At 62.2% G+C, this 18,783-nt stretch carries 12 protein-coding genes; 1 reads left to right on the forward strand and 11 read right to left on the reverse strand.

Annotated features, from left to right (window positions below; genetic code table 11):
• Positions 1-70: 70 nt before the first annotated feature.
• The 5 genes from AC3A35_RS07585 to AC3A35_RS07605 form a co-directional block, all read right to left on the reverse strand.
• Positions 71-928, reverse strand: a complete 858-nt coding sequence (locus AC3A35_RS07585) for a helix-turn-helix domain-containing protein (protein WP_487435422.1) — start codon at positions 926-928, stop codon at positions 71-73.
• A gap of 45 nt (positions 929-973) precedes the next feature.
• Positions 974-3,349 carry an efflux RND transporter permease subunit gene (locus AC3A35_RS07590; protein WP_487435423.1) on the reverse strand — a complete coding sequence of 792 codons (2,376 nt, stop codon included), beginning with the start codon at positions 3,347-3,349 and terminating at the stop codon, positions 974-976.
• Positions 3,336-4,334 (reverse strand): WD40/YVTN/BNR-like repeat-containing protein, encoded by a 999-nt coding sequence (locus AC3A35_RS07595; RefSeq protein WP_487435424.1) that lies wholly within the window; start codon positions 4,332-4,334, stop codon positions 3,336-3,338. The genes AC3A35_RS07590 and AC3A35_RS07595 overlap by 14 nt, the downstream gene beginning before the upstream one ends.
• Positions 4,335-4,420: 86 nt before the next feature.
• Positions 4,421-5,770 (reverse strand): DUF1329 domain-containing protein, encoded by a 1,350-nt coding sequence (locus tag AC3A35_RS07600; RefSeq protein WP_487435425.1) that lies wholly within the window; start codon positions 5,768-5,770, stop codon positions 4,421-4,423.
• 34 nt (positions 5,771-5,804) lie between these two features.
• On the reverse strand, positions 5,805-7,694 hold the full coding sequence (locus AC3A35_RS07605) for a DUF1302 domain-containing protein (protein ID WP_487435427.1): 1,890 nt from the start codon (positions 7,692-7,694) through the stop codon (positions 5,805-5,807).
• Positions 7,695-8,076: 382 nt separating this feature from the next.
• On the opposite strand from AC3A35_RS07605, the gene AC3A35_RS07610 reads away from it, so the two are divergent.
• Positions 8,077-9,111, forward strand: a complete 1,035-nt coding sequence (locus tag AC3A35_RS07610; RefSeq protein WP_487435428.1) for an acyl-CoA dehydrogenase family protein — start codon at positions 8,077-8,079, stop codon at positions 9,109-9,111.
• A 175-nt stretch (positions 9,112-9,286) separates the two neighbouring features.
• Here the strand turns inward: AC3A35_RS07610 and AC3A35_RS07615 are convergent, their stop codons facing one another.
• From AC3A35_RS07615 to AC3A35_RS07640, 6 genes are all read right to left on the reverse strand, one after another.
• Positions 9,287-10,519, reverse strand: coding sequence for a lipase family protein (locus AC3A35_RS07615; protein WP_487435429.1), 1,233 nt, complete (start codon positions 10,517-10,519; stop codon positions 9,287-9,289).
• A 247-nt stretch (positions 10,520-10,766) separates the two neighbouring features.
• Complete coding sequence (locus AC3A35_RS07620) at positions 10,767-13,421, reverse strand: LuxR C-terminal-related transcriptional regulator (protein WP_487435431.1); 2,655 nt, start codon at positions 13,419-13,421, stop codon at positions 10,767-10,769.
• 130 nt (positions 13,422-13,551) lie between these two features.
• Positions 13,552-15,099, reverse strand: coding sequence for a long-chain-fatty-acid--CoA ligase (locus AC3A35_RS07625; protein ID WP_487435432.1), 1,548 nt, complete (start codon positions 15,097-15,099; stop codon positions 13,552-13,554).
• Between the two features lie 46 nt (positions 15,100-15,145).
• On the reverse strand, positions 15,146-16,723 hold the full coding sequence (locus AC3A35_RS07630) for a class I adenylate-forming enzyme family protein (protein WP_487435433.1): 1,578 nt from the start codon (positions 16,721-16,723) through the stop codon (positions 15,146-15,148).
• Positions 16,724-16,757: 34 nt separating this feature from the next.
• Complete coding sequence (locus AC3A35_RS07635) at positions 16,758-17,576, reverse strand: SDR family oxidoreductase (protein WP_487435434.1); 819 nt, start codon at positions 17,574-17,576, stop codon at positions 16,758-16,760.
• A 14-nt stretch (positions 17,577-17,590) separates the two neighbouring features.
• Complete coding sequence (locus tag AC3A35_RS07640) at positions 17,591-18,778, reverse strand: acyl-CoA dehydrogenase family protein (protein WP_487435436.1); 1,188 nt, start codon at positions 18,776-18,778, stop codon at positions 17,591-17,593.
• Positions 18,779-18,783 lie beyond the last annotated feature (5 nt).

Raw genomic sequence — 18,783 nt, forward strand, 5'->3', positions numbered from 1 at the left:
CGTATCTCCTCAGCGTATTGACTTGCGCAGAGTGCGAGTCTTGCGCCAACGGGGTGCCGGGACGCGGCCGTCACCCTTCCGACGGCTTCCTCGGCTCGCGGTGCAACGCAAGGCGGCGGCAGCCGGCGATAAACTCTTTCGGTTGCAGCCCAAAGACTTGCCGCACCGATCGGCTGAAGTGCGCAGAGTCCGCATAGCCGATGCGAAGAGCAATGTCGGTCAGGTTTGTCTCCTCGGTGACATGCTTCAGCCAGCCCCGCGCACGCTTCCAGCTTCGAAAGGTGCGCAGCGGGACACCGACTTCATTGCTGAAGAGATGCAGAAACCGATGGAAGGACAGTCGCGCGCGATCTGCCAGTTCGTGAGCGCTAGCGTCCAAGTTCTCGTCGTCCTCCAATGTCTCGAGCGCCGCAATGATCCGCGGATCGAGCGCCGGCTTGGGCATCGTCGCGCCGAACACGAGCGCGTCGAAGGCCACGTCATCGGCGGGCAGCAGGTCGACCTGTGACGCAAGGCGCTCATGTGCTGCACACAGGCGCTCCAGCAGTCCGCCGAAAACCGGCTGCGCCGTGTCGAGCATCCCTTCACCCTGCAGCACCGCCCGCAGTGGATCGTCAAGTCGTGCCGCATCGATCGTTTCCGGTTCGATCAGGATGTCGCACACGTGGCGTGCCGCGCTCGCCAGGCGGTGAGAGCGGTATGGCGGTACCACGGCCAGCCGACCTTCGTGCCATCCGGCATCGCCGCCAGCTTCGATGGATAGGCGCAGCGTCGTGTCGCACGAGAAGTAGAGGGTCCATGAGCCGAGCCGGCGCAACGTCGGTGCCCCCAGGGGACCGCCGTAGAACACGCGGCCCGGCGTGATCCACATGAAGCGGGTGGAAGCACCCTTCGCGACATGTTGTTGAAGCGGAGTCGGTCGGTTCATGAGGAACTTGCCCGCAATACGTCCCGATTGGCCGCTGGGCTGCACTTAGGTTTTCGTCCTTATGAGGAAACTCGCCAACGCGGGGAGAAGCAAAATCGCCCCGAACACATTCACCAGGAACATGAAGGCCAACAGGATGCCCATGTCGGCCTGGAGCTTGAGTGGCGAGAACACCCAGGTGGCCACGGAAATCGTCATTGTCACCGCTGTAAACAAGGAGGCGGTTCCCCGCTGTCGAAGGGCCTCTATGAATGCATCGCGCAATCCATGGCTGCGCGACTCCATCTCATGCCGGATCCGCTCGAAGAGGTAGATGCCGTAGTCGACCCCCACGCCTACGCCCAGCGCCACCACCGGCAGCGTGTTTACCTTCATGCCGATTCCGAGCCAAGCCATGACCGCCTGACACCACAGTGTCACCAGCGCCAAGGGCAGAATGATGCACAGTGTTGCCCGCATCGACTTCAGCATGATCAAGCACAGCACGCCAACCGCTGCGAACAGGGCAAGATTGACCCATTTGTCTGCGCTGGCGACCGATTCGTTGGTGGCTGCCATCACCCCCACGTTCCCGCTAGCCAACCGAAAGCGTACGCCGTCATCGTCGAACCGAGCCTGAAACGCCTTGACGTCATTGATGATGGACTCGATCGTCTTTGCCTGATGATCTCGCGTATAGACCGAAATCGGCATCGCGGTGCACGTCGAATTCATCAGTTCGTTGCCGAGACGAGTCGCGAATCCAACACCTTGAGCGATTTGCGCCCTGTTCTCGGGCAAGGCGTACCATTTGATGAACGTTTCAGCGTACGACTGCGTTACTGAATTGACGAAACCGGCAAGTCCCCGGACGGCGGCCACGCCGCCGTTCTGCCGGAGCATCAGTTCGAACTCCTCGACGCGGTCCATCACTGCACGATCAACGCAAGGTGAGTCCTGCCCCTTGGCCTCGACGATGATCTGCAGCACGTCTACGCCAATGGCAAAGTCGCTCGTGATCTGCTGGACATCTCGGTTGTAGCGGGCCTCCGGACGCAGTTCGGGCACCCCCTCCCCCAGATCGCCAATCTGGAGGCCCCTGGCCATCTGCCACCCCCACCCAAGCGCAAGCAACGCGACGGCAATCGCCACGGCGCCGCCTCGCCGCGTTGCGAGGACACCAAGTTTTCCCCAGTATGCGTCGGCGATTCCCTCGTGCCCTCCCGTCTTCTTGACCGCCGCCGGCGAGAGGCGTCGATAGGACAAGAGAATGGGGAGAAGCATCTTGTTGGTGATGATCATAACCGTCACACCGAGTGTCGCGGTCATGGTCATCTCCTGCACCATCTCGATCTGCACGAAGGCAATGACCACGAAACCCACGGCGTTGGCGAGCAGCGCCACCGCACCGGGAACGAACAGCTTCTGGAACGCGATTCGTGAGGCGCTGACGCCATCCGCGCCCCTCAGCACCTCCTGTTTCCAGGCACTTGTCATCTGTACGGCGTGGGATACGGCAATCGCGAAGATGAGGAACGGAACCAGGATCGACATCGGATCGAGTTCCAGCCCCAGCAAGGGCAGCAAGCCGAGCAGCCACACCACTGGAATGACCGCGCAGATCAGGGCATACGCCGAAAGCATTGCGGAACCGGAATACCAGTACAGCAGGACGGCCGTTATGGCGAACGCCACGGCGAAATAGCCGATCACGCCGCTGGTACCTTCGGCAACGTCGCCGATCGACTTGGCGAAGCCGACGATGTGCACCGACACTTGATCATTCTCGTGGGTGGCCCGAATTGCCTCGAAACTGCGCGCGACTTCCTGCAGATCGAGCCGCTCGCCGGTATCGGCGTCTCGCTCCTGAAGCGTCGCGACGACCAGTGCCGCAGTACCATCGGGGGCAACGATACGTCCGACCCAATCAGACTTCGCGACGTTCGCTCGGACCTCGCGAAGCTGCTCGTCGGTGCCTGAATAGTCGGCAGCGATGATATTCCCGCCGCGGAATCCGTCCTCCACGACCTCCGAATACCTCACGTTGGAGGAAAACAGCGAAGTCACAGCGCTACGCTCGACGCCTTTGATGTAGAAGACCTCGTCGGTCACCTGGCGCAGCGTTTCCAAGAACGGCTTGGTATAGATGTCCCCGTGACGCGCCTTGACGGCCACCAGCATCTTGTTCGCGCCACCGAAGTCGGTCTCATACTCCTGGAAGGTCTTCATGTACTCGTGTTCCAGCGGCACCATCTTGGAAAAGCCGGCGCCGATGGACAACTGGCTTGCCGAGTATCCGAGCAGGATTGTGATCAGCACGAACACTGCGAGCAGCGGGTTACGCAGGTGAAAGATCCAATAGGAGACCCTGCCCACCAGATTGTGGCCGAACCTTCGCTCCTCCAGCCCACGCTCGTCGGTCAGGATTTCATCTCTGCTCACAAGGTTTCTCCAGGAATCCAAGGTGTGCCCGGCACTCATTGTCCAACACGGGCAATGGACGCAGTCCTTGCGCGCCAAAGCTGACCAACGCACGGTCAGGGCGTTCGAACACGCCCGCAATCCCCTTGCCTCCGATCTTATCGAGCGTGAAGCTCCTTCCGTCGTCGCGGCTCACGGCAATCCAGCCTGCGTTGCCCGTCAGGAGGATCGTTCCGTCGCCGAGAGCGGTGCCGCCGAAGAACGGTGTTTCCGAGGTCATGGGGACCTTCTGCCAGGTTTGCCCCTGGTCCTCGGAGCGGAAGACTTGGCCGCGCATCCCGAAGATGACCAAGCTTCCGCTTGAGGTCTGCAGGCCGCCGAAGAGCGAGCCACCGTAAGGGCTCTCCAGCGCAGTGAAGGTCCCGCCAGCGTCGGACGATCGCGCAATCGTTCCTGACTCGCCCAACAACAGCAGATCCTTGTTCGCGAGCACGATCACCCGGTTGATATGGCGATCGAAGTCATCGTCGACCACGCGCGCACGCGACCAACTACGCCCGGCATCGCTCGAGCGCAAAAACATGCCGAACGCGCCGTAGGCCAAGACCGTCTCGCCGTCGACGGCGGTCAGTCCGATGAAGGGATCGGGCCCCGCATCGACATCCACGGCATCCCAGCTTTCGCCCCCGTCGCCACTGCGGAACAGCACTCCGCCATGGCCGGCCGCGATCCAGTTCGACTCATCCAGGGCCAGCACGCTGGTCAATGTTCGCGTCGACTGCACGCGGCGACTACGCCAACTTGCGCCACCGTCCGCCGACAGGAACACCGCCCCGCGCTCGCCCACAGCAACCACCCTCTTTCCGACTCTCTCTGCGTCAAGCACAACCGTCCGATCGCTGTGTAGAGCGACGTCAGCCTGAATCAACGCCGATTCGCTCGCATCGCACTGCAGGACCGCCAACACCGCAGCAAGCAGCACGGCAGCTCGGTTCTTTGACCTCATTCCGATTTCCTCGTCACAATCAGCCCCAGGCAGCAAGGCCATCCGTCAGAACGGCCCTGCACATCGACGTGAATGAAAAATGGCGATCAGCGGGTGCCGGCGCGACGCAGGGCATCGGGCTGAAAATCGGACCACTTGCCCTGAATTCCAAAGCGGATCGGCGCCTTGACCTCGTTGTCGAGGTGCGAAGCAAGGTAATTCCCGTTCGTCAGGTCATGCCAGATCTGGACACTGTGCCAAGGCACCAGAGCGTCGTAGTTCTGACGGAATCCATGGACGCCAATGCGCCACAATTGCCCGCGCGTGTCGTAGGCATCCTCCACCAGGACCATCCAGCTGTCCTCGTCAAGATAGAAGGTGCGTTTGCCGTAAATGTGCTTCTGGCCGGCCTTTAGGGTCGCTTCGACGACCCACACACGGTGCAGTTCGTACCGCATCAGCTCGCTCTTGACCGTGTTCTTGTCGAGGATATCGGCGTACTTCAGGCTCTTGTCGCCGATCCTGTACGTGTTGTAGGGCACGTACATTTCCTTCTTCCCGACCAGTTTCCAGTCGTAACGATCGGTCGCTCCGTTGTACCCGAGGTACTGATCGGTCACCCGCATCGCCTCCACACCGTCGGAAATATTGTCGTAGACGAGATCCGGCGCACGGCGCACTCGGCGCAGGCCCGAGTTGTAGATCCACGCCGACCTTGCCTCCTTCACCTGATCCACCGTTTCGTGCACGAGATATACGGTGCCATCGAGGGTAGCGGGAGAAGTGAAGCCCCCCGCGAAGACGAAGCTCAGGTTTCCGCCCCGCGGCGGTTCGACGTTGCCTGCCGTCACCAGGCGCTCGGCGAAGCTGACCTTGTAGGTATCGCCATTTGCGCGCACCGGGAACCACGCGTACTCACGCTGGAACCCTCCCCCCATGTATCGAAGGATGTGGTTCTGCATGGCCTCCTCTCCGGTTTTCGGAATCGGGAACGGAACAGTTGACTTCTCGCGCTCCTCGATGTAACCGTCATTCATGGAGATCTTCGTGGCTTCGGCCTTGATTGCATTGACGGCAGCCTGCGGCAAGGCAGCCGTCCGGTGTGTTGGATAGACCGGCATCGTGAAGTTCGGGTACTTTTGCAGCAACGCCATCAACCCGGCAGGCAGCTTGTCCTTGTATTGATCCACATTGGCCACCGCAATGGTGACTGTCGGCTTTTCGTTCACGAACGGATCGATGTAGCCCAGTTCGGGCTTCCACTCCGCGGGCGGAGCGGTCAGGCCTCCGGACCACGCGGGAATCGTGCCGTCCGCATTCCCCTCCTTGGTGGCTCCCGTAGGGGTAAGTTGCGTGCCAAGCTTGTCCGCTTCCGCTTGCGTAAGGGCGGCGGCTGCCGTGCCGCCGGTGACGCAGAGCAGGACAGCCAGCGTGAGTCTTGCGATCGCGAGTTTCATACCTTGTCTCCTGGTTTTCTTGGCTGTTTCAGTCTCAGAATGTCGTGCTCACCGAGACGCTGTAGTAGTCACGGTCGCGGAAGGGGTCGAACTTCGCGCGATCTCCGTACTTGGTGTATCCCAGATTGATGGAGTACTTCTTGAGATAGTCAGCCTGTACACCCAAGCCGATCACGGTACGATCCTCGAGGAACTGCCCGTCGCTCGAATAGCCCTTGACGTCGTGCGCCAGGAAAATGCCTGGAGAAATGGTGAAGCCGCTCCCGAACGCGTTGCCGTAGGAGAGCGCGGCGCGCACGCGATAGCCCCATGCGAAATCGGTGACATAGCCATCGTTCTTGCACCCATCCGGCTGGGGATTGGTGCCGCCATCGGCGACGCACGTAGTTCCCCCGTAGGTCGGATGCGAGCCGGCGCCAAAGATGAAGCCACGGCCGAACCGGCGGCCATCGTTCGGCAGGTCGTTCCACTGCATTCCCAACTCTGCGGCGAGCACCCCCTGCTGTGCGCCGAGCATGGCAGGGAGAACCTTGACCGTGTTGAACTGGAACTGACTCTTCTTGACGCGCTCGTATCCGTGAACGTCGTTGCCGACGCCATTGCTCGACGCGGCAACGTGTTCGGGACCGACGGGGCCAATACCGCGCAGAAGTCCAGCAACGAGGTCATTGCCGTTGATCTGTATGGGCTGATTCGGGGAATGGCTAAATTCGGCGCCGAGAGACCAGCCCGCGAGATTGGTGGACAGGCTCACGCCATACAGATTGATGCCATCCGGGTATTCCCAAAACCCGGTTCCGGCTCTTACCCCCGCTGCGCCGAGCGCCATTTCATGAGCGGCCAATGGGTTCAGAATCGGTGCGATGCCGCTGGCGCCCCAAGTTCCGGTCCGCGTCGAGATGATCGGCGTGCGTGAATTGAAACGCATTGCGTACACGCCGACCTCCGCGTCGATCGCGTCCACCGGAATCCGCAGCGCCAGCCCCCATTGCCCACCGTCCTTGCCGTCCTTTCCGTCAGATAGGGGAACGAATTGACCCGTGGCAAGGGACCCGGCGTTGCCGAGCGCAGCATTGACTGTCGTCGCCACCGCCCGACATCCCGAACCCGCCGATGTCGTAATCTGAAATTCCGCCGCCGACCAGTACCCGCCGCAGCTGTCAACGACGGTCTCTTCCCACTTGAGCTGGTAGAAGGCCTCCAGCGACATCCCGCCACCGAGGCCAAGGTTGCCGTAAAGGCTCCAGACGGGCAGCAGTGCCTCCTTGATCTCCGTGGCAGGCTTTCGCAAGGCAGGGGCATCGACCGGGTTGAGCTGGTTGAGCCCCTGAATGAAGAGGCTTTCCCCCCAATTCACCACCTGACGTCCAACACGTACCTGGAGAGGCCGGTCGCCAAGATCGAAGGTGTTGAATACATAGGCGTCGAGTAGTGCCACACCGTCGTACTTGTTGAGTGCAGGCTGGCTTGCATCGGACAGCCGATGCCCGGGTCGAAAGCCGTTGGCGCCGTTGCCCAGGCGAACGTCCTCGTCCTTCAGCGCTTGGTCGTACCAAGCCTTGGCGCGTAGGAAGCCGCCCATGTCGTCCTTATTCACCGACAGTTCCGACACGAGCTTGACCAGAGTGGTAATGCGGTCGCCCTTGTCCCAGTTCAGGTTGCCACTATCGGTGTTCGACCCTCCCCTGCCCGGCTTCGAGTAACCAGCCGCTACCCCATCTCCGGCGCTGTAGAGCTTCGAATCCGGCGACTGGGCGCGCCAGCTTGCGCCGATCGATACCGTATTGTTGAAGCTCCCCCGCCAGCCGCCGTCCGTTTCGAACTCGAACGCCGCGACAGGGCCACTGAATACCAGCACCAACGCTGATGCGATGCCCGCCCTTCTCTGCGTGCCTCGCGCTGCTCGCTGATTTCGCTTCTTCACCGTGGTCTCCTCGTCATTGTTATCGGCGAATGGGCTGAGGCCGGTTCCGCGGGGACCGCTTGCCCAAAATGCTCGTCGGAACATCCGACAACACACTCGGGCCGCTATCGAAACTCGGCCAATCCAGCCCAACCCGAAGCGAACCTTATCGAACGCTATGATGTGTCTGCATCCCCCCGGTTGGGGGGAGTGATTTCAGTGCGTCCCTCCCCCAACAAGGGGCGTGATTCCATCCGGTGTACAAGGGGAAGATATCTGTCGGGAGTCGCACCAACCGCGAAGGCGTGGGCGAGCCATACGGCAGCATGGTCGGGCGGTCCGCTCAAGGCGTACTTCCGATCAGCGTTTGCACCGAATCGGTCAGACCATTGAGGAAACCAGAATGATTGCGCGCACCCTCTTTCGCGAGGAGCATCGGCGGTTCCGTGAGGCCCTGCGGAGCTTTATCGAGACCGAATTGGCAGTCGAGTACCGCCGCATTCGCGATCAGGCTCATGTCGACCGCGAGACATGGCGCAAGGCCGGTGCGAACGGCCTGCTGGGCACGGCACTTTCGCAGACATGCGGCGACGACCTGGCCGACGCGCTTCGTAGGGTCGTCCTTCTCGAGGAGCTCGGACGAGCCGACACTCCGGAGTTGCTAGGCATGCTGCGCCATTCGGACCGGGTAGCGAGCCTCATGGCCCGTCATGGCAGCGACGCGCTGAAGCGAAAGTACCTACCGCGGATGGCCTCAGGCGAGTTGATTGGCGCGTTGGCCGATGACGACTCGCACGACGCCTTGACTCACGCGGCGCCGGCTGTCACTGCGGTACGCAGGGGTGATCACTACGTGTTGAATGGCGTCAAACGACTCGTGGCAAACGGGCATCCAGCCGATGCGGTGATCCTTGTCGTCACCGATCCGTCTAGGTGCGCCGAATCGGCGAGCTTGCTGGTGGTGGATATCTCCATGCCCGGTTTCAGCAAGGGTCCACGCGTTGATAACCCGGGACACGCATCTCTTGGCCTTGCCGACTTGCACTTCGACGAGGTCGCCGTGCCTGTCGAAAATCTGCTCGGCGAGGAGAACCTCGGTGGCCGCTATCTGGAGCAAGAAAGGCCGGGGTACTGCATGGAAGCCGCAATCTCGGCCGTTGCCCGGATGGAGGCCGCGCTCGAGAGCCTGGGCCCGTGCGCATGTGAAGGTGGCTCCTGCTCAAGCGCTGCCGGGAGTCTGACGAGCGCCGGCCGCCGCCTGTATGAGATACGGACGGAGGTACATGTTGCGCGCGTGTTCGTCGATCGTTGTATCGAGTGGCTTCTGGCCGGCACGCTTCCATCAGCGAACGCTTTGATGGCAGTACAGTGGATTTCACGCCTCGCCGAGAGAGTCCTGCAGACATGCCGCTCGTTCGACCCTGAGGCCGGCCGTTGACCTACGTTTTTACCCGGACGCTCAAACGCCGGCACCCGACAACGGCCCCCTCCTGCGTCGCCCCATCCAGCACGTCGTCTGCCGTGTAGGCTCAACGCGAAACCACGATGAGTCTGGTCCACACGGCGATGGTCAGGGCGCGACCGGCTTGGCCCTGAAACTCGAACCGGGAACTTCAGAAATTGCCACAGTTGTACGGCGGCGGGAGTCCGGCGAATCGGTTCTGAAGGTAGGAGAGGGCCAGCGGTATCGACGCAATGATCGCGGCGAGGTGCGTGGGTGCCGTCAGCGCGGTGAACTGTACGGTCGCGCCACGGTCGCACCAGCTGACGGCCATGTCGTGCCCTATCTGGTACGGCACGATATCGTCGAACGGGGTGTGCACGACGAAAACCGGTACGGTCGGCGCGACGAGCCCCAACAGCTGCTGAGTAACCGGTGAAGCGAGCGGTTGCTCGGCCAAGTGCGCGGGAATCGGGCGACCGTCATTGGTCAGTGTCGAGGATTGCAGGAGGGCGTGCTGAGCCAGCGTCTGGACCCAGCATTCATTGAGCACCTGGGCCGCGACCAGCCGGCCGGCCGGGTTGAGCATGTTGAGGAAGCCCGCTTTCGGATAGGCTGCGTTCATACCGTCCAGCATGTACAGCAGGACACCGGCGGCCGGCTTGCCATCCAGGTATTGCGCCAGTAGCTGGAGGTTGGCGGGGGCGGCACCGACATAGGCAGCCTCCAGCTGCAGCTCGGGCGCATAGCTCGTCTGCAGTTCAGCCGCAGCGCCCGACGCCAGGCCGCCTTCCGAATAGCCCCACAGGGCAACCGGCCCCACCGAGGGCAGAAAGGCCGAAGTCAGGCGCTGCGCTGCACGGATTGAGTCCAGCACCGCGTAGCCCAGGGCGTTGCGATTGAGGTAGCTCGGTACACCTGGCGTGCCCATCCCCTGATAGTCGGAAATTGTCACGCCGTAGCCAGCGTCCAACAGTGCGGCAATCGCAGCGAGTTCATACTCCGTCGGGTTCGCTGTGGTGACTTGATATGAGGGCGCGCACTGGTCGCCCATTCCCTGCGTGCCGACGGCAAAGCCGATGATCGGGCGCAGTCCGGATCCGGCCCACGGCAACTCAGGCGTGATTACCGTCCCGGTGACCGCCATGCGCGCGCCGTTGGTATCCCGACTGCAATACATGATGCGCCGGGCCGAATAAGGTGTCTGGGTCGGGAGCACGAAAATCGACGGCTCGTCCTTGATGACATCGCCATCATTCACACAATAGGGCGCCAGTGGCGACGGCGGGTCGTAGAAGCCACCCAGGACACCGGCCCGTGCCGGCTTGGATAGCATGACCATCGAGACGATGGCAACAGACGTGGCAAAGGCGGCAATCAGGCTACGAGTACAAGGAATACGCATGATCTCTCCTGGGTGTTGGGATGACTGCTCCGCACCGGGCTATGCTGTCCGATTGCGGGACGGGGTTGTCGTACTGGTGGCCCCTTAAGCGCGCGCCCGGCCTTGGAACCGGGCCAACACAGCCTCAACCCGACGAGGACCATATCAACACGCTGGTGCGCCCGCATTCCCCCGGTTGGGGGGAGCGATTTCGGCGGGGCGTGATGGCTTCCGACGGGGCAGTTCCGAATCCGGCTAACTCGCGAGATCAATCGGCAGGCACCAGATTCAGGCGCCGTCCCTCGATTACCGCGCGGGTGCGGTTATCGACCTCGAGCTTCATGAAAATGCTCTTGATATAGGACTTGACCGTTTCCGGGCTCACCCCGAGCGCCGCAGCGATGCGCTTGTTGGAGCTTCCGGTGCCCATGAGTTGCAGCACTTCGGTCTCCCGCCGCGAAAGGGGCGTGTCGGTGCTCCGTGAGCTCGCCACACCGGTCGTGGAATCCTCTTCCCTCGCCCGCACATGCACAAGCAGCTGTTCCGCGTAGGAGGTCAGGCGGCGACCGTCCGGCAGGCCGGCCAAGCGATCACGCACGTACTCGAGTGCCGGCTCCAGCACAAAGCCATGATCGACGATGGTACGAACGAGAGTGCCCTTTCGTCCCCACTCCAACACCTGAACCAGCCGCTCGTAGCCGCGGTCTCGCTCACCGCATCCGAACTCCGCCGCGGCAAGCAGGCTGCCGACCCTGCACGCAAAGTACAAGTCTCCGGCCTTGAGGCTATCGTCCCACGCCGGTTGGAGGAACGCCGCCGCGGCAGAGAAGCGTCCTCCCGTCAGCTCGACATGGGCGTGTGCGAGTGCGTGGTAGGCTCGCAGACGATCTGCGATGGCGCACTCGCCACCTGGAGCCGCCATCGCAAGACGTTCCAAAGTTGCCAGTGCATGCGACATCGTCCACTCGTCCCCCTCTTCCAGGCACAGCCGCACGCGTTCGACGAGCAATGCCGACCGCATCCTGGGCCAGGGTTCGCTTGCAGCAACCGCCTCGCCCTGCTCGATCAGTTCGCGCGCCAGCCTGCGATCCTGCTTGCAGCGGGCGATACGGACCAGAGTGGTATAGGCGCGAAGCGGAATCTCGACAAAGCCGGCGGCGTTCACTGCATCGAGCCGGCTGGCGACAAGCCGCTCGGCCTCGTCCAACCGACCGGATTCGTAAGCGAGTTGCCCGAGCAGGACCTCCGGCGTCGCCGCAAGACTCGACTTCGGCCGCAAGTCGCGCATGGCGACCGCACGCGCCTGGATAAAGCACCCCTGTGCCTCGGCGAGCTCAAGGCGACGGGACAGGGCAAGCCCCCTGACCATGTAGCGGTATACCTCCGTCGGCGCGGCACGCAGCTTGTCGCCGTGGTCCATCGCGTACCACGGCATCTCGTCTACCCGATTATGGCGGCCGGCCATCAGATAACCGAAGCAGATGACGTTGCCGACGGTGTTTTTCGCCCACGGATCGGCAAGCGGATTCTGCATGTACGCGAGTCCGTACTTCACCCCAGCGTTCGGGGCATCGGACAGGCCATGGGCGACGGTACGGATCGCCAGGCACTCTCGCCGGATGACGTCTTCCCGTTCATCGCCCACGGCATCAGCTTCGATCTCGTCGATCCAGGCGAACACGTCGCTGCGTCTGGGCGCCATCGCAAGCGACCAGCCAATGGCCAGGCGCAAGGGAAGCTGTCGACGCATCAGATCCCTGGGAAGCCAGCTTCGCCAGCTCAACACTTCGCGGACGTCCCCGGCCTTGATCATGCGCATGGCACATGCCTCGGTCCATGCAGTCGCCAGCTCGAAGTCGCCTGCCTCGATCGCATGACGAATCGCTTCTGGATGCCGCCCCTGCTCTTCAAACCATAGCGCCGCCCGCCGGTGCAGCACCCCGATCTCTTCGGCCGCTAAATTCTTCAGCTGGCGCCGCAGGTACTTGGCGATCAACGGATGGTAGCGAAAGGCTGGCTCACCGGGACTCTCCGCTTCGATCAACTGATATCGGTAATGCAGGGTCTCCAGAATCGTCACGGAATCGCCGATGACCAGGGTCGCATTGCACAGCTCGGGCGTAAGCGATTTGAGAACTGCACTCTTCACCATGAAGTCGCGCAAGGCGACAGGAAATCGAGCAAAGACGTCCACAAGATACGATTCGATATCGCGCCCGCCGCCGCGCATGGCACGCACGATTTCTGCCGGAGACGCCCCTGAACGCAGGGAGGTGCTGGCAATCCGCAGCGCTGCCGCCCAGCCGCCAGCCACGTGTTGAAACGCGTGGACCTCCGCGTCGGACAAACCGATCGGCTCCAGACGAAAGAACCGTCCCGCTTCCTCAAGGGAGAAGCGCAGCTGACTGGCGTCAATCTCCAATAGCTCTCCGGCCGCACGCAGGCTCCCCAATGGCAGCTTTGGCTCTTCGCGCGTCGCGACGACAAGGCGGAAGTGGCTCGGCGCGTGACCGTAGAGAAATCGCAATGCGCAATGAATCTCGTCCCTTTCCAGCAGGTGATAGTCGTCGACGAACAAGCACAACTCTTCACCACTCTCGACAATACCGTTGACCAGAGCCGCAATAACCGCATAAACCGCAGCCGGACGGCGTTCTTGAAGCATCTCCAGCGCCGTCGAAGCTGCCCCCGGGCAGGCAGCCTCAATGGCACGCGCGAGATAATGCAGAAAAATGCCCGGATCGTTATGCTCCGCCTCGGCGCGCAACCAGCTCACCGCCAGCCCCGATGCCCGGAGCCGGAGACTCCAATCGACGGCGAGAGTCGTCTTCCCATAGCCTGCGGGCGCCTTGATCATCAGCAGACGAGCCTCGCTGCGTGCGAGCAGTTCGATCAGCCGTGGTCGCTCGATGCGCGATCGCATGACTGGGGGAGCTTCCGTGGTGGTCGCCATTGAAACGAATGGGGATATGCTCACTGCAGCGCTCCACTCAACAGTCAAGAACAGGGGGCATGCGCCCGACTGAACAGGCGCCGTCCAGCCGGCACCCGCCTTAACCGATCGCCCGATCCTTTCCTTCCCAATACGGCCCGCGCAATACGCGTTTCATCAACTTGCCGGATGGATTGCGCGGCAACGCCGGCAAGAAATCGATGGATTTTGGGCACTTGTAATGAGCGAGGCGCTCGCGCGCGAACGCAAGCAAGGAGGCAGCGTCCACCTGTGCCCCCTCTTCCAATACGACGCAGGCTTTGACCGCCTCGCCCCAGGTCTGGTCCGGGACACCGATTACGGCCACGTCGGCAACGGCCGGATGTGCGCTCAGAACGTTCTCCACCTCCGTGGGATAAACGTTCTCCCCCCCGGAAATGACCATGTCCTTCACGCGATCGATGATGAACAAATAGCCGTTCTTCAGATAGCCGATATCGCCGCTGCGTAGCCATCGCTCATCGGATTTCGGCATGACTTCAGACGTCGCCTCCGGGTTGCGGAAATAGGCCTTCATCACCGAGGGCGATCGGACCCAGACCTCACCCACTTCCCCCTCTTCACGAACGTGCCCGTCGGCCGTATCCCTTATGCTCAGTTCGACGTCTGGCAAGACACGTCCGGCGGAACGCAGCAATTCCGGATCTGCGTGGTCGTCTGAGCCAAGACAGGTGGCGAGCCCGGAAAGCTCCGTCATCCCGTAGATCTGTACCAGCGAACTGCTCAACACCGCCTGAACCTCCCTCAACACGGCTTCGCTGACTGGCGACCCGCCGTAAGCAAGGACACGCAAGGCCGGCAAGCTCCTGCGCTTTGCAAGCAAGGCCTGAACGAGCATGCGGATCATCGTCGGCACCATGACCGCATGGCTGACGCCGTGGTGCTCCATCGCATCCAGGATTGTGTCCGGCGCAAACTCCGGGCGCGTCACAACCCGGGCCCCGGCGTGCAGGACGGAGAGGAAGACGACGGTCCCGGACACGTGAAAGTTGGGCAGCACGTCGAGAAAAACCGCCGAACGGTCGTTTCCATAGCCAAAGCAGCCACCGATGGCGGTGCACTGGTACAACAGGCCGGCATGAGTGATCTCGACACCCTTGGGCTTGCCGGTGGTGCCCGAGGAATAAAGCTGCAACACCGTCTCGTCGCTACGCGCGGCAAACTCGGGATCGACCGCGGGGAAAGCCGACGCCCAGCCAGTCAACGATCCATCGTGGTCCGGCTCGGCCATCAGCACCGTCTCGACGCGCGGCGAATCGAGTTTCTCGAGCGCAGGACGAAGCGCGCTATCGACGACAAGCAGCCTGGACTCGCTGTGCGCGATCACATATTCGAGTTCGACCGGTGCGAGGCGCCAGTTCATCGGGACGCAGACAGCGCCCATCTTGGCGGCCCCCAGGAGCAACAAGAGGCATTCTGTGCTGTTCCGGGTCAGGCAGCCCACGCGATCGCCAGGAGATATCCCGAGCGAAAGCAGACCTTGGGCAATGCGGTTGCTCTCTTGGTCGAGCTGTGCATAAGTCCAGTCGCGGAAGGGCGAGATTACAGCCGTTGCCCCATCCGTGCACCGGCCCCAGTGACGTACGATCTGTGCGATTGTGGCGAACATGGTAGTACTCCTTAGTATTTTTGGCCGCTCACACGGGCCGATGTGCTCAGGCGCTGAACAATCCTTCGAACTTCTTGCGCAGCACCAGCTTCCGGGTCTTGCCGGTTGCCGTGAGCGGCAGATGCTCAACGAAGCGAATGGCCTTCGGCACCTCGAACTTGCCCAAGCGCTCCCGGCACCAGGCGTCCAGTTCCGCCTCGTTGCACTGCATGCCCGGCTTGAGCGTAACCACCGCGCAAATCGCCTCACTCCAGTGCGGATGTGGCACGCCGACCACCGCCACACTTGCCACGGCCGGGTGACCGAGGATGGCCGATTCGATCTTGATGCTCGCGACGTTCTCCCCGCCGGTCTTGATCATGTCCTTCTTGCGATCGAGAAACTGAAGTTGGCCACCGTCATCGAACATGCCGATGTCACCGGTATGATGCCAACCGAACTTCTGTGCCGCCGCGGTCGCCTCGGGGTCCTTGAAGTAGCCGAGCATCACGTTCGGACCTCGATGGACGATCTCGCCGACCTCCCCCGGCCGCAGCAGATTCCCCTCGTCATCCATGATGGCCGTCTCGATGATCGACGACGAAACGCCCCAATAATTGGCATTCCGCCCGTCATTCGGGGAAGGTCGATAGGACATCGTGACGGGGTAGATTTCCGTCTGTCCGGTGGCGAGCATCAGGTTCTGACACATTCTCTGACTGATCGCGGCAACGAGCTCTTGCGACATCGGCGCCATGGCATAGACGCATAAGCGCAGCGACGAAAAATCTGCGGTCTGGGCCGACGGAAGAGCCAGGACCGCCCCGTACATCATCGGCAGACCGATGATCACCGAGACACGCCGCTCGACGATGTCGGCAAGGAGATCGCCGGGGTTGAAGCCCCGGGCGATGACGAGGCTCGCACCGGCGGCCAACGCGGCGGCACTGGCGTTATGCTGGCCGCAGTGGAACAACGGCAACATGCAGGTGACAACATCCTTCTGACTGTAGCCGAAGGTCGCAATGTTGGCGATCAGAGCGCAGTGCACCGATCCATGTGAGTGCACAACGCCCTTGGGATTTCCGGTGGTGCCGCTGGTGTACATGATCAGGGCGGGCTGGTCCGCATCGATGTCCACCTCTGGCAGCTGATCCGGACGCCCGCGGAGCGCCTCGGAAAACGTCAGCGCCGAGAGGCGGGTCTTGCCTGTAGCCCGCGTGATCACCACCGGCAGGCCGAGCTCGCTCAATAGCGCAGCCATCTTCGGCTTGAGGCAGACGTCCTCGTCCGCGACGATGCCAACGACTTCCGCATGGCGAAGGATGTAGCCAACTTGCTCCACATCGAGCTTGATGTTGACCGGGACCCAAACGCCGCCCGCCTTGTGGATGCCGTTCATCGCAACAAGCATTTCGGCTGAATTCGCACAGAAGGTCGCAACGTGCGCGCCGCTTGGCATGGAGGCGCAGAGAAAATGGGCGAACTGCGAACTCCGTGCATTGAGTTCTGCGTGGGTCAGGCGCTCGTCACCATCGATAACTGCAATGCGCTCACCTGCGCGTTGCGCACTGCGATGCACTATGTCCCCTAGCGCAATTCGGCCGATGCGCCTGGCCTCCGCGCTCTTCTGAATGTTGATCATCCTTGTCTCCTCGCATTGGTCCAGACTCTCGCGATCAGGCAGTCCGCGCCTTCGGCTCCCGAGCCGCCGCCTCCACCATCGACTTGACACTCTCGGATGCACCGCCACCGTCGCAGGGAACGATTGCGCCCGAGATATAGGAGGCTCCCGACGAAGCGAGGAACATGGCGAGTTGAGCGATATCCTCGGGCGTGCCCATGCGCCCGAGCGGGACCACGCTGTTGACCATCGCATCGCCCTCTTCGCCTTGAGGCGCCAGACGGCGCATGCCCTCCGTGCCGGCGATCGGCCCGGGAGAGATGGCGTTGACCCGCACGCCCGCCGCCCCCCACTCGATCGCCAGCACGCGGGTGAGCTGGTCGACGCCGGCCTTGGCCGCGCAGACATGAGCTTGGTAGCGCATCGGAATCACGGACTGCGGTGCAGTGATGTTGATGACCGAGCTCCCCGGCCGGGCGAGATACCGAAACGCCTGGCGCATGACGTGAAATGTGCCGTTCAGATCGATGTCGACCACGACCTTGAAGGCATTCGACGAGAGATCGTTGGCCTCCGCGAGGAAGTTGCCCGCTGCACCGGAGACCAGCACGTCGATCGGGCCCAAGCGTTCATGGGCCTGCGCCAACGCCTGCCCCACCGCTTCGAAATCGCGCACGTCGGCGGTGACGCCCAGCACTTCACCGCCATACTGTTGCAGCGCCTCGACGGCTGCATCCACGTTCGCCTGCTTGCGGCTAGCCACGCAGACGCGCGCACCGCTGCGCGCGAAGGCCGTCGCGATGCCAAGGTTGATCCCCGTGGTGCCACCGAAAACGAAGACGTGGCGACCGGAAAAATCGAAACTGACGTTCATGTATGTCTCCGTATTCAGCGCGCAGCGCGCAATAGTTCTTCGGCGATGATGAGGCGACGGATCTCGTTGGTGCCGCCGCCGATCGTTCCGATCTTGACGTTGCGGTAGGCTCGGTTGACTTCAGTTTCCCAGATGAAGCCATTGCCGCCATGGATCTGCACGGCCTTGTCCGCCACGCTAAGAGCCATCTGACTGACGGTCAGGATCGCGGCAGCACAAAGCTTATGAAGGTTGCCCCGGCCACCACCGCCTATTTCCAGATCATTGCAAGCCATCAGCGCCCGGTAGGCGATGGCGCGCGAAGCTTCGATCTCCGCATACATGTCGGCCAGCATCCCCTGCACCAGCTGGAAGCTGCCGATCGGTCTGTTGAACTGCTGGCGCATGTTGGCGTACTCGATGGAGAGATCCAGACAGCGCTGGGCCGTGCCGAGAAAGGGCATGGCGAGAAAGGCGCGCTCGATGTCCAGCCCGCTCATGACCACCGCCACCCCGGCGTTTTCGCCGCCGATGAGGTTCGCCGCCGGAACGCGGCAATCGTCGAAGACCAACTCGCCCGTCGGGCAGCCGCGCCAGCCCATCTTGACGAGCTTCTGGGCGACCGAGTAACCCGGCATGCCCTTTTCCACGATGAAGGTGGAAATCCCCTTGGCGCCCGCTTCCGGATTAGTCTTGGCATAGACGAGGATCACGTCCGCAATCGGGCCGTTGGAGATGAACATCTTGCGGCCATTGAGCACGTAATGGTCGCCCTCCTTGCGCGCTGTCGTCCGCATGCTGCTCATGGCATCCGAACCGGCACCCGGCTCGGTCAGCGCGAGTGCGCCCACCCACTCGCCGGAACACAGCTTGGGAAGGTAGTGCTGCTTCTGCTCGGCGCTGCCATTGCGCAGGATGTTGTTGAGGCAGAGGTTTTCGTGCGGCCCCCAGACGAAGGAGGCATTGTGGTTCCAATAACCGAACGCTTCGGCGACCAAGCCCGCGGAAAAGAGGTCCATGCCCGCGCCGCCGTACTCTTCCGGTGCGGTAATGCCGAGATAACCGTTCTCGCCGAGCATTTTCATCAATTGCGGCGGACACCAGTCCTCGTCGTCCATCCGCGCCAACAAAGGCGCCAATTCCTTCCGGGCGAATCGGAACGCCTGGTCGTAGATCCCGCGCTGGTCCGCGGTCAGTTCGAACTGCCTGGATTGCTTGCTCACGTTGT

It is taken from the genome of Azoarcus sp. Soil_N_20 (assembly GCF_057656155.1).

Excerpts from the sequence above, each read along its gene's own strand:
- AC3A35_RS07585 (WP_487435422.1), bottom strand. The coding sequence starts at position 928 with ATGAACCGACCGACTCCGCTTCAACAACATGTCGCGAAGGGTGCTTCC.
- AC3A35_RS07595 (WP_487435424.1), bottom strand. The coding sequence starts at position 4,334 with ATGAGGTCAAAGAACCGAGCTGCCGTGCTGCTTGCTGCGGTGTTGGCG.
- AC3A35_RS07600 (WP_487435425.1), bottom strand. The coding sequence starts at position 5,770 with ATGAAACTCGCGATCGCAAGACTCACGCTGGCTGTCCTGCTCTGCGTC.
- AC3A35_RS07610 (WP_487435428.1), top strand. The coding sequence starts at position 8,077 with ATGATTGCGCGCACCCTCTTTCGCGAGGAGCATCGGCGGTTCCGTGAG.
- AC3A35_RS07615 (WP_487435429.1), bottom strand. The coding sequence starts at position 10,519 with ATGCGTATTCCTTGTACTCGTAGCCTGATTGCCGCCTTTGCCACGTCT.
- AC3A35_RS07620 (WP_487435431.1), bottom strand. The coding sequence starts at position 13,421 with ATGCGATCGCGCATCGAGCGACCACGGCTGATCGAACTGCTCGCACGC.
- AC3A35_RS07625 (WP_487435432.1), bottom strand. The coding sequence starts at position 15,099 with ATGTTCGCCACAATCGCACAGATCGTACGTCACTGGGGCCGGTGCACG.
- AC3A35_RS07630 (WP_487435433.1), bottom strand. The coding sequence starts at position 16,723 with ATGATCAACATTCAGAAGAGCGCGGAGGCCAGGCGCATCGGCCGAATT.
- AC3A35_RS07635 (WP_487435434.1), bottom strand. The coding sequence starts at position 17,576 with ATGAACGTCAGTTTCGATTTTTCCGGTCGCCACGTCTTCGTTTTCGGT.